Origin of the sequence: Cellulophaga sp. BC115SP (genome assembly GCF_009905545.1) — a bacterium.
Lineage (GTDB): Bacteria > Bacteroidota > Bacteroidia > Cytophagales > Spirosomataceae > Flectobacillus > Flectobacillus rivi.
In genome coordinates this window covers 1-16,001 of the sequence record NZ_JAAALB010000006.1, presented here as the reverse complement: position 1 = coordinate 16,001, position 16,001 = coordinate 1, and the positions used below count along the sequence as shown (strand labels likewise).

Annotated in this window: 9 protein-coding genes and 1 pseudogene; 8 read left to right on the top strand and 2 right to left on the bottom strand. The window is 37.6% G+C overall.

Annotation, left to right across the window (positions count from 1 at the left end; translation table 11 throughout):
- The first annotated feature begins 33 nt into the window (after positions 1–33).
- The 3 genes from GVN22_RS06605 (at position 34) to GVN22_RS06595 (ending at position 5,299) form a co-directional block, all read left to right on the top strand.
- The gene (locus tag GVN22_RS06605; protein WP_166550253.1) at positions 34–3,108 is read left to right on the top strand and encodes a two-component regulator propeller domain-containing protein; all 3,075 of its coding nucleotides are present in this window, start codon (positions 34–36) and stop codon (positions 3,106–3,108) included.
- Between the two features lie 28 nt (positions 3,109–3,136).
- Positions 3,137–3,886 (top strand): LytTR family DNA-binding domain-containing protein, encoded by a 750-nt coding sequence (locus tag GVN22_RS06600; protein ID WP_166550252.1) that lies wholly within the window; start codon positions 3,137–3,139, stop codon positions 3,884–3,886.
- 495 nt (positions 3,887–4,381) lie between these two features.
- Positions 4,382–5,299, top strand: a complete 918-nt coding sequence (locus GVN22_RS06595; protein WP_166550251.1) for a PorP/SprF family type IX secretion system membrane protein — start codon at positions 4,382–4,384, stop codon at positions 5,297–5,299.
- Between the two features lie 53 nt (positions 5,300–5,352).
- Here the strand turns inward: GVN22_RS06595 and GVN22_RS06590 are convergent, their stop codons facing one another.
- Positions 5,353–6,693, bottom strand: a complete 1,341-nt coding sequence (locus GVN22_RS06590; protein ID WP_166550250.1) for a tetratricopeptide repeat protein — start codon at positions 6,691–6,693, stop codon at positions 5,353–5,355.
- 1,049 nt (positions 6,694–7,742) lie between these two features.
- Here GVN22_RS06590 and GVN22_RS06585 point away from each other — a divergent pair.
- The 5 genes and pseudogenes from GVN22_RS06585 (at position 7,743) to GVN22_RS06570 (ending at position 14,774) form a co-directional block, all read left to right on the top strand.
- Positions 7,743–10,478 carry a 2-oxoglutarate dehydrogenase E1 component gene (locus GVN22_RS06585; protein ID WP_166550249.1) on the top strand — a complete coding sequence of 912 codons (2,736 nt, stop codon included), beginning with the start codon at positions 7,743–7,745 and terminating at the stop codon, positions 10,476–10,478.
- 160 nt (positions 10,479–10,638) lie between these two features.
- Positions 10,639–10,851 (top strand): annotated as a pseudogene (locus GVN22_RS27845) (biotin/lipoyl-containing protein); the annotation flags it as partial.
- Between the two features lie 117 nt (positions 10,852–10,968).
- Positions 10,969–12,165 carry a 2-oxoglutarate dehydrogenase complex dihydrolipoyllysine-residue succinyltransferase gene (gene odhB, locus GVN22_RS06580; RefSeq protein ID WP_370520398.1) on the top strand — a complete coding sequence of 399 codons (1,197 nt, stop codon included), beginning with the start codon at positions 10,969–10,971 and terminating at the stop codon, positions 12,163–12,165.
- A 242-nt stretch (positions 12,166–12,407) separates the two neighbouring features.
- On the top strand, positions 12,408–13,811 hold the full coding sequence (lpdA, locus tag GVN22_RS06575; protein ID WP_166550247.1) for a dihydrolipoyl dehydrogenase: 1,404 nt from the start codon (positions 12,408–12,410) through the stop codon (positions 13,809–13,811).
- Positions 13,812–14,018: 207 nt separating this feature from the next.
- Positions 14,019–14,774, top strand: a complete 756-nt coding sequence (locus GVN22_RS06570; protein ID WP_166550246.1) for a hypothetical protein — start codon at positions 14,019–14,021, stop codon at positions 14,772–14,774.
- Between the two features lie 146 nt (positions 14,775–14,920).
- Here the strand turns inward: GVN22_RS06570 and GVN22_RS06565 are convergent, their stop codons facing one another.
- Positions 14,921–15,865 (bottom strand): D-2-hydroxyacid dehydrogenase, encoded by a 945-nt coding sequence (locus GVN22_RS06565; protein WP_166550245.1) that lies wholly within the window; start codon positions 15,863–15,865, stop codon positions 14,921–14,923.
- Between the last annotated feature and the right edge of the window lie 136 nt (positions 15,866–16,001).

Below are 16,001 nucleotides of genomic sequence, written 5' to 3'. Positions count from 1 at the left end.
GTAACTTTATCTTACACGGACTTTTTTTGTGGCATGAAACAGCTCTTACTTTTTATATTTCTACTTATATCTTCACTTAGTTTTGCACAGTATCCTTTTTTAAGGTCTTATACTGTTGACAATGGTTTGCCTAGCTCGAATGTATATCGTGCCTATCAAGATAGTAAAGGTTTCCTTTGGTTTTGTACCGACAAAGGTCTTGCTCGATTTGATGGGTATCATTTCGAGAGCTTTACTACTAAAAATGGTTTACCTAACAACGATGTTTGGCAGTGTGCGGAGGACAAGCAAAAGAGAATTTGGTTTTTAACTTATAGTTCTGTCTTCTTTTATTTTGATACGAATGATAATAAATTTTACACTATTCCTAATCCGTATCCCGATTTACAAGATTCCCATATTTGGTGTTACGTTCAAACAGCACCTAATACCGTACAAGCTGTTCTAAGTAAAGGATTAGAAGTATTAGAAATTGATGTCAAAAAGAAAGTGGTTAAAAGGTTTATGCCTCGTAAAATAGGTAATCAATCATATCCCTTTATCAATAATAAAACCCACCTTAGTGTGATTATGAGTGTAGGCTCTCCATTTACCTTGAGAGCTTATTCTGAGGGGCTTGCGCATAACCTTAAGAACATACCTCACGTACTCCCTAAGTTTGATAAAGGCAGCTTTCCAATCGAGATTTTCGACAAACTCATAACGATTTTATTTGAAGATGATAAAACGGTGTATGCTACCGCCGATAAACTTGTAGTCTACAGTAAAAAAGGGCTTAAACAAATTCATATTTCTACTTTAAGTTCGTTAAAGAACAACCCTATCATATTACTTCTCAGTACAGGAAGTTTGAAATATAAACTATGTGTTACAGAGAAGGAATCTTTTCTTTTGGATGAAAATTTCAATAGGCTTCGGCAGTTCGATTTCCTAAATAAATATGTGCTCAATACTATTTATGTGGATAGTGAAGAGAATTTTTGGTTTTGTACCAAAGATAAAGGCTTACTGTTTTTATCAAAGCAAGCAATGTATTCTGCCACCTATAATTTTCAGGGAGGAAATTCGGTTGTGGCTATGCAGCAATTTGAAAATAAAATCATATTTGGAACAGGTAAAGGTGATTTGTACAGGATTAATCAAGATGAATCTATTACAAGGTTTCTGACTAAAGATACTATTCGTCTTCCAGTTCGGGATATCGCTATTACTAAGGAAAAGGCCATGATAGCTTATTTCGGAATGGATTATACGATGTATTCTACAAAGGCACTCATGAATAAAAAACATTTATCTGTTAATAAAATCATAAAGAAAAATGGTCAAAGCGATTTACATGAACCCGTTCACCGAAAGTACGATGGAGAGACGGTTCATTGGATTGATTTTAAAACAATAGATACCCTTGATTCAAAAACGATCATAGGTTATAATGCCCTAATGATGGTAAAACTTTTCGAGTCGAAAAAACACTATCAGGCTCGAAAGTTATTTATTAAGGTAAATATTCCCAAAATTGTTGCGATGCACGTCGGAAGTAATCGCAAGATATGGGTCGGAAACTCAAAAGGGATTTACCAGCTCTCTTTGATGGATTCTACAGCGGAACTTTTCGATAAGCAAAAAATTCAATACCCTTTACTGAGTCGTGCCGTAAAATGCTTGGTGTCAGATAAAAATGGAAGAGCTTGGGTTGGCACCAACGGGTTTGGATTATATGCCTTCGATGGGCATAGTCCGCTTATTGTTTCAGAACTAGCTTATGAAAATATTAATGCAATTTTTCTCGACAATAAAACTCAAACTGTTTGGGCAGGAACCAACAAGGGAGTGTTTGTCCTATCTAACATTGATTATAAAACCAAACGATACCAACTTAAAAAGTTATCGGTAATTCAGGGTTTGCCAACACATGAAGTGTATTGTTTGACTGTACAAAATGACATAGTTTGGATTGGAACAGCCAATGGATTATTCAAACTTGGAGTAAAGTATGTGCTCAATATGCCTATGCCCAAAGCTCAAGTGCCATTGGTAATTCGTCGCGTGAAAGTTAATAACCTAGATACCTTGGTGACATCACATTATGAGCTAGAGCATACACAGAATAACCTGACGATAGAATTTGTTGCTCTTTCGTACATGAGTAATAAAAATATCAAATACCAATATCGATTGCTCGGCAGTAATCAATCTGATACACACTGGAGAGAGGTAGAAGAGTTACAGCTGAGTTTTCCTTTTTTACCTCCAGGAACCTATATTTTTGATTTGAGAGCTTATGATGTGACTGGAAAAATAACTCAAAAAATAAATCCGATAAGATTTCATATAAAGGCACCATTTTGGCAAGAAACTTGGTTTTGGATAGTGGTAGCAACGCTTATTGTTATCATAATACTATATTCAGTTTATGCTCGAATTAGATTTATTCAAAAAGTAGAAAGCGAACGAACCGCTGCCAACAAACGGTTTGCTCAACTCGAATTACAAGCATTACAAGCACAAATGAATCCACATTTTGTATTTAATGCTCTGAGTTCGATTCAATACTATATTTTGAACAATGATATTGAAGCGGCCAATGATTATCTGAGTAGATTTTCACGATTGATGCGACTCTTTTTGGAGTCCTCTCGCAATAAATATATATCAGTTTATGAAGAAAGTGAGCTATTAGAGTACTACATTACCCTCGAACAATTACGCTTTAAAAACCGTTTTACTTTCGAGATAAAGATAGAGGATGATGTTCCACAGGAATTAGAAATTCCTTCTATGCTCATTCAGCCTTTTGTCGAAAATGCGATTAATCATGGACTCGTTTATAGCAAAAATAACGAAGGAGTACTTGTGATTCATTTTGGTTTGACTGAAGAATATGTACGATGTACAATTGAAGACAATGGCATTGGACGAGAAAAAGCCGCAGAGTTGAAAAAAAAATCGATAAAATCGTATCAATCTCAGTCAACACAAATTACTGCCGAACGAATTCAATCTTTAAAGTATATTGAAGAAACTAAAGTCGAAGTAAATATTATTGATAAATTCAATGAAATAGGTGAGTCTCAGGGGACAAAAGTTGAAATACTTATATATCTTTGAGAAACCAAATTATCCCTAATTGTTAACCATGCTTAGAGCTATCATTGTAGATGATGAGAATAACGCATTAGAAGCTTTAAAAACACTTTTAACCAAATATTGTCCACAAGTAAAAATTATAGAAACAGCCACCTCTGTCGAAGAAGCATATCAAAAAGTAGTCACTTTTAATCCTAATCTTTTATTCTTGGATGTGGAAATGACGAACGGAACGGGATTCGATTTATTAATGAAATTTGATGAACCTTCTTTTAAAGTCATATTTGTAACTGGTTTTGACCAATATGCGCTTAACGCGATTAAGTTTTCGGCAATTGATTATCTTTTAAAACCAATTCATGTAGAAGAACTTATTGAGGCTGTCAAAAAGGCAGAAAAACAGCTCGATAGTCAGGATAATCTCGGTGAACTACGAAATTTACTGAGTACTTTAAATAACCCACGAAGCCGTAAGAATAAAATCGCTATACCTACGCACAAAGGGTTTGAAATGATTGAAGTACAGGATATTGTTAGGTGTGAGGCTTCGAGTGGCTACACTCTGATTCATTTGCTTCAAGGGAAGCCTGTCATGTCTTCTCGTGATTTAAAAACCTACCACGAGCTATTGGAAGAATATGATTTCTTCAGAATTCATGATTCTCATGTAATTAGCCATTTCCATATTCAGAAGGTTTTGAATGAAGATGGTGGCGTAGTAGTCCTAACAAACGATATCCGACTACCAATAGCCCGACGCCGAAAATCTGAGTTTTTAGAGTGGTTAAAAGGACGATAAGCCATATATCAACTATATTCGACCAGATAATAGCATTTTATTACCGTATAAAAGTTGTAGATTGTTTGACATAGCTTTACCATGTATTTTCGTAATGTGTGTTAGACCTCTATACTTATCGAGGACTCCCAAGCATAAGGTAACTTGTGGGTCCTCTTTTATTTTTATATAAAATGAGTACACGAAGTACTTAGGAAGTACAATTTTTTGAAATTCCATGCAAAGTATCTTGAATAGTCTTATGTCAAGCTTTGTTAAAAATATCCTAGTAAAGGTTCTACATAATCTATTCAGTTAAACTCCGACTTCTCTTTTCTTCATTTTTATTATTACTTCCAATAGAGATTTGTGCTAGCTCTATTATCCGAAAATAGAACCATACGTTTTTATAAGTCTCTTCTAGTTTGTAGTGCTTGCATTATAACGTACTTGCTACTAACTTCGTTACAAAACCTCAACGAGTAGGTTAGTTCTAAGAATAAACACAATGTCAATATGAGAAAGCTTTTACTAGGAGTAATAGCCACCTTGCTATATCTTCAAAGTTATGGTCAACAAGATCAGCTATATTATACCTATCCTTTCATGCCCATGACGATCAACCCAGCCTATGCTGGAGCCAAAGAAGTCATCTCTTTTTCAGGTATTTATCGAAAAAGACCCTTGTTTACCAACAATATTGGAGCAACCTCAACACAACAATATTTTAACTTTGATATGCCAATCGCCCAAGATAAAATGGGAGTAGGCTTTCAGGCATACAATACAGATCAGGCCATTGGAATCGGTGGAAATTTGGCTGGTAATTTAGGTCTTTATGGCAATTTTGCTTACCGTTTCAATATGCCTAATGATGGAAAATTGGCAGTTGGTGCTTTGGCAGGTATAACACAAGTTCCTGCTATTTTTGGGGCGGGAGGTTCAGGTACTACTCGATTGCGCTCAAGCTTTGGCTTAGGAGTATATTATCAAAATGATGATTGGTATGCAGGAGTTTCAATGCCAAATGTTAATGCCTCAAGCGACGGGTATAATGTGCCAATTTTTGTTTCTGGAGGGTATTTGTTTCCTTTATCTGATGATTTTATGCTCAAAACGGGCGTCGTGTTCAGACGCATTAGCAATGGTGACTATAATCGCAACGATATAGATTTGCACGGCGTACTTTGGGTAAAAGAAAGATTTGGTGTGGGTATTTGGTATCAAAACACAGGCTCTGAATTTGTCAATAAGGCTTTATTAGGCTCGCTTGAAGTACAATTGAATAAGATGAGAATTGGGTATTCTTACGACTTTCAAGGTAGTAATTCAACCAATACTACGTCGCCTGCCAATCAGGGATTTCATCAAATTATGTTAAGATTTGATTTTGATTCGGGTAATGGGAAATCAGCTCAGTTTAAGTACTTTTAGCATAATCGTACTAGAACGAAATAAAAAACGGGTGAGAAATTCTCACCCGTTTTTTATTTCATCTTTTCCAACGCAGAGGTAAATTTTTGCGTGTCTATTTTTTCTCTGAGCGCTAATTCATAAGCTTTTTGCTCTATATCTAAGGCTTTTTGTTTGTCGCCCAATTTTAACATCAGTTGAGCATAAGAGTGATAATAGTCAGGATTTTCAACTAACTCAATAGCTCTTTGAACCCAAGGAATGGCTTTTTCTAGTTTTGCTGGAGTATCCACTTGTTCATAAAAAGTTTTCACTACATCATGAAGCTCATTGGCAGTTAAGCGTGCCATCGTAAATCGCCCATTCTTTTTAATATTGTTATAAAGTGGCGCTCCTGTGCCTGTAGAGTCACGAATCCCGAGTCTGTAAGCTTGCATCATTTTGTCATATTCCCACAAATCTTGCTTACGAATACTTTCTATTTGTACAAACATTACATATTGGTCCAAATAGTTTTCGGCAGCCTCTACGTATTTATTAATATCTTTTACTGCCAGATAAAAAGCCAATTTATTTTTATCATTTACTCTATCAGCTGTATTGGGAAGTGCCTTTAAATTAGCCTGAAGAGCTTTTTCAAAAAGTACTTTATTTTTGGTCTCAATGGCCTGATAAAAGAATTCGTTGATACTGGTCGAAAAGGCTTGATTGACTTTTTCATCGCCACCTTCAAATAATCCTTCTGCTTTTTCACGATATTTTAAGAGAAGTTCAAAGGCTTTACCATCGATTTTAAAGCCATTATTAACCACCAAACGCAATGTTTTATCTGAGGACTGTTGAATTGGAGTTAAAGCCTTCACGTACTCTTCCACAAGTGCCATATTATCAAGATTGTATCTGGAGCGCTTGGCAATAAATTCATACAAGAAATCTGGCTCACGTTTGCCCTCATTGTATTGTTTTTCGAGCACATAGATAGGCTTGGAGTCTGACTGGTTTGTCAAAACCAAGTCGGCTTCTTTTAACAAATCGGTCGAGCCAAGGTATCCTTCTTGTTTGTACACCAAATTTTCGGTGGCATCTACAAAAAGGCAAGTAGGGTAGGAAGTCACATTATAACGTCTGGCCAAGGTAATTCCAAATCCTTTTTCAGCATCGATTTTGTAATTGATAAATTTGCTATTGAATTTATCACCCACAGATGCTTCGGAGAAGGTTTTTTTGTCCATCTCCTTACAAGGTCGGCACCAAGTAGTATAAATATCAACAAAAATCAACTTGTTCTGAGCCTTTGCCTGAACAAGTACATTTTGCCAATCATCTTGACGAAAAGATATTCCCTGTGAGAAGGTCTGAGCACTTACCCACATAAGAGCAAGAAAACAGATTTGCGACAGGTTTACTGGTTTCATGGTATGGTAATGTTTTTGGTAAGGAATAGTTTCAATGAGTGTTCAACGTTTTTGCGGACAAAGAAAATATATGCTTAAGACGAATCGTCTCATGAAATTCCATTCGAAAATATCACTATTTATTCACAAAGCCTTTATTTTGACAACAACTTCTTGTAAAGAAGCACAGCTGAAGATTGTTGATACTCTTAAAAATGCAGGAAGTCTCAGAAATAATCAAGGATTAATATACTGAAAATAAATTACATAAATAAGTGCCTCGTGAAAAAAACTCTGTGCAAACAACCACAGAATGAGCAATTTGGGTAGCAAATACAAGTTTTTAGGGAAATCCTATAAACGTTGTTATGCAAAAATATATAGTTATCTACTTGTAGCCCAGAACTACAGAAAAAAAAGCGTTTAAGCTTCAAATAAATTCGAAAAGTACAAGTATTGCCTACAAATGAAATACCGATGTGGTAGTTTAACAAAATGAGTAAAAAATAACAAAATTTGTATTTTTTGGGTAGGATTAATTGCTTTTTGGCGGAGGAGTAAAACAACTATAAAACTACTTGGCATTGCTCATGTTGTAAACTGTAGCTAATTGCGTGCCAAAAAGGAATGAGCTGAAAGAAAATATTTAAGGATTCAGTAAATCTAACTACCTGATTGACTTAGAGAGATAAGGATAGTTTTTCAAAAAAAATAGGTAAAACAAATGGATATATGCGTACATTTGCACCCGCAAAAAAGAAGTTTTCTTACATAAACTAGAACTACTACAAACTGATTAAAATAGTTGCTATTTTAAGGTAAAGTTGAATTTTTCTAAGAAAGCAAAATTTTTAGAGGGGTTATTTTAGCTACTATATTAATTTGGCAAAAATCCTGTAAAAAACAAATAAATTTTTGTGATTTAATTAACGGGCATACCGTAACTTTGCCAAAATTCTATTGGGAGACTTTCATTAAATCCAGAAATCCAATCTCTTTGTACTTTATTCGTACCCTATGTAAGAAACTTTACGAATAAGTTTAATTAATATCAAAGATTAACGCCAGTTATGGACCAATTTTCATACATTGCCAACGCCGATACTGCGGTAATTTCGGACTTGTACGAGTCATATCAGCAAGACCCCAATTCGGTTGACGCTAGTTGGCAGAACTTTTTCAAAGGTTTTGACTTTTATACTTCTTGGAGTGGCGAGGCCTCTTCCAACGGAGTGGGTAGTGCATCTGTCGATGCTTCAATGGTTCAGAAAGAAATGTCTGTAATCAGTTTGATTAAGGCATTTAGATCAAGAGGACACTTGTTGTCAAAGACCAATCCTGTGCGTGAGCGTAAGGATCGTCGCCCTCGTCTTGATTTAAAAGATTATGCACTTTCTGAAGCTGATCTTGATACAGTATTCCAAGCGGGTAGTTTTTTGGGTATTGGCCCAGCATCTCTTCGCAAAATTGTGGAATCTCTCTATAAAATCTACGCAGGTTCGATTGGTTTTGAGTATTCTTACATCAGAGAATCAGATGTTAAAGAATGGCTTCGTAACAAAATCGAGAAGGAAGCGCTTGCTTTTAATCCTTCTATCGATGAGAAAAAACAGATTCTTCAAAAATTGAACGAAGCTGTTGTTTTCGAAAACTTCTTAGGTACAAAATATTTAGGTCAAAAACGTTTCGGTTTGGAAGGTGGCGAAAGCACTATTCCTGCACTTGATGCTATTATCAATATTGCGGCCGACCTCGGTGTGAAAGAAGCTATGATTGGTATGGCTCACCGTGGACGTTTGAACGTGTTGGCCAATATTATGCACAAATCTTACGCCGCAATCTTCGATGGTTTTGAAGGAAATATTCCTGATCAAATCCACGGTGACGGTGACGTAAAATATCACTTAGGCTATTCATCTAAGCATATTACTCCTGCTGGTTCTGAAATTTCTTTGAAATTAGCACCAAACCCTTCTCACTTAGAAGCTGTAAACCCTGTAGTTGAAGGTTTCTGTCGTGCAAGTGCAGATGCTCACTATGATGGTGACTACGATAAAGTATTACCAATCTTAATTCATGGTGATGCTGCTGTAGCAGGTCAGGGTATTGTATATGAAGTAACTCAAATGGCGAAGTTGCGTGGTTATGAAACAGGTGGTACAATCCACTTCGTAATCAACAACCAAGTTGGTTTTACAACAGACTTTGAGGATGCTCGTTCGGCAATCTACTGTACAGATGTAGCTAAAATCATTGATGCTCCAGTATTCCACGTAAATGGTGACGATCCAGAAGCTGTTGTTTTCGTTTCGAAAATTGCGGCTGAGTTCCGTCAGCAATTCAACCGTGACGTATTTATTGATATGGTTTGTTACCGTAGAAATGGTCACAACGAATCTGATGAGCCAAGATTTACACAACCAACCTTGTATTCGAATATCACAAATCATCCAAACCCACGTGAAATCTACACACAAAAATTGATTACACGTGGTGATATCGATGCTCAGTTGGCTTCACAAATGGATTCTGAATTTAAGGCTGAATTACAAGCTCGCCTTGACCAAGTGAAACAAAAAATTCGTCCAGAATATGTACCATTGAAATTGGATAACAAATGGGCTGAATTGCGTTTTGCTGGTACAGAAGATTTTGAGAAATCTCCAAAAACTGGTATTTCGAAAGAAACGATTGATAAAATTGCAGCGGCTTTGACAAAATTGCCAGCAGGTTTCCATGCCTTGAAGCAAATTGAAAAAGTATTAGCTGATCGTAAAGCATTTTTCCAAAATGGACAATTGAACTGGGCTACAGCTGAAGCTTTGGCGTATGGTTCATTGTTGTTGGAAGGTAAAATGGTACGTGTATCTGGTCAGGATGTTCAACGTGGTACATTCTCTCACCGTCATGCGGTATTGCACGATGCTGAGACAAATGAGTCATATACTTCTTTGAACTTTATTGAAGAAGGTCAAGAGCAAATCCAAATCTATAACTCATTGTTGTCTGAATACGGTGTGTTAGGTTTTGAATTTGGTTATTCATTAGCAAATCCTGAAGCTTTGGTTATTTGGGAGGCTCAGTTTGGTGACTTCTCAAATGGAGCTCAAACAATGATTGACCAATTCATTGCATCTTGCGAATCGAAGTGGGGTACCATGAATGCTTTGGTAATGCAGTTGCCTCATGGTTATGAAGGTCAAGGTCCTGAGCACTCAAATGCTCGCCCTGAGCGTTACTTGCAATTGGCGGCAGAAGATAACATGGTAGTAGCTAACTTAACTACTCCTGCAAACATCTTCCATGCATTGCGTCGTCAGTTGGCTTGGGAATTCCGTAAGCCATTAATCATCATGTCACCAAAATCATTGTTCCGTCATCCAAAGGTAGTTTCTCCAATCGAAGAATTTATCGACGGTTCATTCCAAGAAATTTACGGTGACACTTATGCAGATGCTAAGAAAGTGAAGAAAGTATTGTTGTGTTCTGGCAAAGTTTATTTCGACTTGTTGGAAAAACAACAAAAAGACAATCGCACCGATGTGGCAATTATCCGTATCGAGCAATTGCATCCTTTCCCAACTAGCCAAGTAAATGCAGAACTTGCGAAGTATCCAAAAGCGAAAGTGTACTGGGTACAAGAAGAGCCAGAAAACATGGGATACTGGTCATTTGTAACTCGCGAATTTGGTTTCAAATCATTTGAAGGAGTTATTGCTCGCAAAAAATCTGCTTCACCTGCAACAGGTTTCTTGAAAGTTCACAACGAAGAGCAAGCAATCCTAGTTGATAGAGCATTTGCTTAGTTAAAATATTTGTTGAAACCGACTTTTTGACGCTACGGCTCAGAGAGTCGGTTTTGGCATCATGTTACCAGACAATATTTAAACAGGACATTTTACTATAGTTATAAATTGAAGATTGTGTCAAACAACCAATCCGAATACTAAATAATAAATTAATAAGATGGCAATCGAAATGAAAGTTCCGCCAGTTGGCGAGTCGATAACCGAGGTCACAATTGCCTCATGGAATAAAAAAGATGGGGATGTAGTGAAGATGGATGAGGTATTGTGCGAGTTAGAGTCTGATAAAGCTACCTTCGAACTACCAGCAGAAGCTGAAGGTGTTTTGCGCATTGTTGCAAAAGAAGGTGATACTTTACCAATTGGTGCAGTAATCTGTGTTATCGAAGCCGCAGGTGCTTCGGCAGCAGCAGCGCCAGTTGTAGCAGCTCCAGTAGCCGCTCCTGCTCCAGCAGCAGCGCCAGTTGCAACGGAAACTAAGGTTGTTGAAATCAAAGTTCCAGCAGTAGGTGAGTCTATCACTGAAGTTACAGTTTCGTCTTGGAATAAGAAAGAAGGTGATACTGTATCGATGGACGAAGTATTGTGCGAACTTGAATCTGACAAAGCTACCTTCGAATTGCCTGCTGAAGCGGCGGGTGTATTACACATCGTAGCAGAAGCTGGTACTACTTTGCCTATTGGTGGCTTGGTAGCAACTCTTACCGTAGGTGCAGGTGCTAGCGTTGCAGCTCCAGCTCCTTCAGCAGCACCAGTTGCAGCAGCTCCTTCGGGCGATACCAACTACGCTGCGGGTCATGCTTCTCCTGCAGCAGCTAAAATTTTAGCTGAAAAAGGTGTTGATGCTGGTGCCGTACAAGGTACTGGTGTAGGTGGCCGTATTACTAAAGAAGATGCTCAAAGTGCTCAAAAAACAGTAGCTCCAGCGCCTGCAACTCCAGCAGCGGCTCCTGCTCCTGCAGCAGCACCGGTTGCTTCTTCTGACTCAAGAGGTGTAAGAAGAGAAAAAATGACTTCGCTTCGCAAAACAGTAGCTCGTCGCTTGGTTCAAGTGAAAAACGAGACTGCTATGTTGACTACTTTCAACGAAGTTGATATGAAGCCAATCATGGATTTGCGTTCGAAATACAAAGATAAATTCAAAGAAAAACATGGTGTTAACCTTGGTTTCATGTCATTCTTCACTAAAGCAGTGACGGTGGCATTGAAAGAATTCCCTGCGGTTAATGCTTCTATCGACGGCGATCAAATTGTTTACCATGACTATTGTGACGTTTCAATTGCAGTATCTGCTCCAAAAGGATTAGTTGTACCTGTAATTCGTAATGCTGAACAATTATCATTGGCTGGTATCGAGGCTGAGGTTATTAGATTAGCAACTCGTGCTCGTGACAACAAATTGACACTTGATGAAATGAACGGTGGTACTTTCACTATTACAAATGGTGGTGTATTTGGTTCAATGTTATCAACGCCAATCATCAATGCTCCACAAGTGGCTATCTTAGGTATGCACAATATCGTTGAGCGTGCTGTGGTAATTGGTGGTCAAGTGGTTGTTCGCCCGATTATGTATGTAGCACTTTCTTATGACCACCGTATCATCGACGGTCGTGAGTCTGTAAGCTTCTTGGTACGTTTAAAACAATTACTAGAAGATCCAACTCGTTTGTTGTTAGACGTCTAGTTTAAATAGATATTACTGAGGCAAAGACACGATATTATGCGTGTCTTTGCCTTTTTTGTATCATTTTTTGACTTAAAATCAATAGATTCAATACGCGAGGAAAACTATTTTTATCAAAAATTGAAGAAGATTGATCGAAAGTCAAACACTTTATTTCAATACTATCCGATAAAGAACTTTTATAGTAACAAAGCAATTATAGATAAAGAGTCAAAAGCTCAATAACTGTAAATAATCAAAGTATGCAATACGACGTAATAGTAATAGGCTCAGGTCCTGGTGGTTATGTAGCTGCCATCCGTTCGGCTCAATTAGGCTTAAAAACAGCCATCATCGAAAAATACTCTGTATTGGGTGGTACTTGCTTAAACGTAGGCTGTATTCCATCAAAAGCATTGTTGGACTCATCAGAGCATTTCTACAATGCACAACATTCATTTGCTGAGCATGGTATCGAGCTTGAAAACTTGAAAGCTAACTTATCTCAAATGATTACTCGTAAAAAAGGAGTAATCGAGAAAATGAATAATGGTATCGCTTTCTTGATGAAGAAAAACAAAATCACGGTTTACAACGGTTTAGGTTCTTTTGTTGACAAAAATACTGTGAATGTTGCTAAACTTGATGGTACTGCTGAGCAAATTACTGGTAAAAATATCATCATTGCTACAGGTTCCAAACCAACGGTGTTACCATTTATTCCTGTTGACAAAAAGCGTGTTATTACTTCAACTGAAGCTTTGAATCTTCAAGAAATACCAAAACATTTGATCGTTATTGGTGCTGGTGTTATTGGTGCTGAGTTAGGTTCAGTTTATGCTCGTTTGGGTGCTAAAGTAAGTTTCGTAGAATTTGCTGATTCTATGATTCCTACTATGGACAAAACAATGGGTAAAGAGTTACAGAAATCAATCAAGAAATTGGGTGCTGACTTCTACCTAAGCCACAAAGTAACTGGCGTAGTTAACAATGGTGACGACGTAACTGTTACAGCGAAAAACTCAAAAGACGAAGATGTAACGATTACTGGTGACTATGTGCTAGTTTGTATTGGTCGTCGTCCATATACTGACGGTTTGAATCTTGAAGCTGCTGGCCTTGCTACAGATCAAAGAGGTAAACTTGAAGTAGATGAGCATACTTTACAAACAAAAGTAGGTGGAATCTATGCTATTGGTGATGTGATTCGTGGTGCTATGTTGGCTCACAAAGCTGAAGAGGAAGGTGTATTTGTAGCTGAAACTATTGCAGGACAAAAACCACACATCAACTACAACTTGATTCCAGGTGTAGTGTACACTTGGCCAGAAGTAGCTTCTGTTGGTCAAACTGAAGAAGAATTAAAAGCTGCTGGTCGTGCCTACAAAGCTGGTTCATTCCCATTCAAAGCTTTAGGTCGTGCAACAGCTTCAATGGATACAGACGGTTTGGTGAAAGTATTGGCTGATAAAGCTACTGACGAAATCCTTGGTGTTCATATCATTGGTGCTCGTGCAGCAGATATGATTGCTGAAGCGGTAGTTGCTATGGAATATCGTGCCTCTGCTGAAGATATTTCTCGTATGTCACATGCTCACCCTACTTATACAGAAGCTATCAAAGAAGCATGTTTGGCAGCAACTGAAAATAGAGCATTACATGCTTAATTAAGGCTTTTTACGCTAAGGTTTTGGCATAAAAACATATTGAAAAAGGCTGATAGAATTTTCTGTCAGCCTTTTTCTTTGACAAAAATCCAACATTAATCATGGTAAAAGCCTATCTCAATCATCTGCAATGATTTGAATCTCCAAGACTTTTTTCTTAGCTTTGAGGATAGTCATCATTATATCACTATTTGTACAAAAAATATCATGAAAAAAATAGCCGTATTAGCTTTAACTATTTCAATATTAGCTTCTTGTAAATCGAAGACTGGCTCGGAATCTACTCAAACGGATTCTGTAGCAGTTACACAAGCTGATTCTACTGCGCCAGCAAGCGATGCCTTGTATTTGGATGATGTGTTGGCTTGTAATGATTATGAGGGTTTGGTGAAAAAATTTGGTGCTGAGAATATTGTTAAAAAAGCAACCATCGAAACTGGTGAAGGTTCTTTTGACGCAACCAAGATTTTTGCAGGAACTCCCAAAGAAATCGAGGTATATTGGCAAGATGGAAAAGAATACAAAGTTATAGGTGATGTATTAGCAAGATTACAGATAAAAGATGATAAGCCATCAGCAGAGGGTTCACCTTGGACTACTAAACTGGGCTTGAAACCAGGTATGACATTGAAAGATGTTGTTGCCCTAAATGGAAAAACATTTACTATTACTGGACTTGGCTGGGACTTGGGTGGAAATGTTGTAAGCTGGGAAGGTGGCAAATTGGCAGATAAAGACATCAATATTCGATTTAATGACTATTCTACAAATTCTGGAGGATTATCAGAAACAGAGTATGCACAAATTTCTGGCGATCGTGAATTTGACGTGAAACATCCTTCAATTCAAAAGCTAAATCCAATTGTAGACCAAGTATCAGTATATCACAAACCAGATTTTGACAAGGAACTAGGCAATAAGATGTATAAAGATGTAGAGGAAAAACAAATGCCGAAGCATTAGTTTCGAAGGGGCTGAGGCACAAAGGCACCAAGGGACATAGTGTAATGAAATTTCACTATGTCCCTTGGTGCCTTCGTAACTTTTCTCCTTCTTGACTCTGCCACTTATACACTTTGTGCCTCTGTGCCTTTGTCACTTTGTGCCCACTACACCACATTCTGTGGAGCTCCGTTGATAAAACCTTGAATATTAGCCATCAGCATTTCTACAATACGTTGACGAGCTTCAAAGCTGATCCACGCATTATGAGGGGTGATCAGGCAGTTTGGAGCTGTGAGTAAAGGATTACTTTCAGAAGGTGGTTCTTGTGAAAGTACATCAAGTGCAGCACCAGCTAATACTCCTTCCTTTAAAGCTTCTGCTAAATCTTTTTCATGAATAAGTTGCCCTCTCGAAGCATTTACTAAATAGGCTGTTCGTTTCATTTTTGCCAGTAATTCTTTGTTGACAAAGCCTATATTTTCGGGTGTTGATGGACAACACAAGGCAATAAAATCGCTCTCTGAAAATAGTGTTTCGAGTGGTACGGCTGAATAAGGCAATTCCTCTTTTACGGTTCTTGAAGCATAACAAACCTTCATGCCAAATGCTTCTGCAATCTTCGCAGTTTGTTGACCTATTCTTCCCATTCCAACAATGCCTAAGGTTTTTCCTGCCAATTCAATAATTGGAGACAATGAAAAACACCAGTCTTGTGCTGAAACCCAAGCGCCATTGGCTACAGCCTGACTATTTTTTCCAACATGGTTACTCAATTCCAATATGAGCGCAAAGATATGTTGAGCTACTGAGGCAGTTCCGTAAGCAGGAATATTACTTACTGTAATACTTTGAGCGGTGGAGGCTTGGGTGTCGATGATATTGTAACCTGTAGCAGCTACTGCAATCATTTTTAATTGAGGCAATGCTGCGATAGTTTCGGCAGAAAAAGGTGTTTTATTGGTAATAACTATATCTGCTTCTTTACAACGCTCAACAATGTCAGAAATGGGCGTTCTTTCGTAAAAAGTTACTTTGCCAAGACTTCTGAAACAATCCCAAGCAAGGTCGTTGCTATGCAAAGTGAAACCATCGGTAATAACAATATTCATAGAAATAGGAATGAGTGCTGAATGGTGAGTTTTGAATGATGAATATAAAAAAGCCTATTGCTACTCTACCCTACTAAAAAATGGGACAAATTAGGTAAAAAGAAAGGGAAGCAAGAGTTTTGTAGTTACCAAGCTC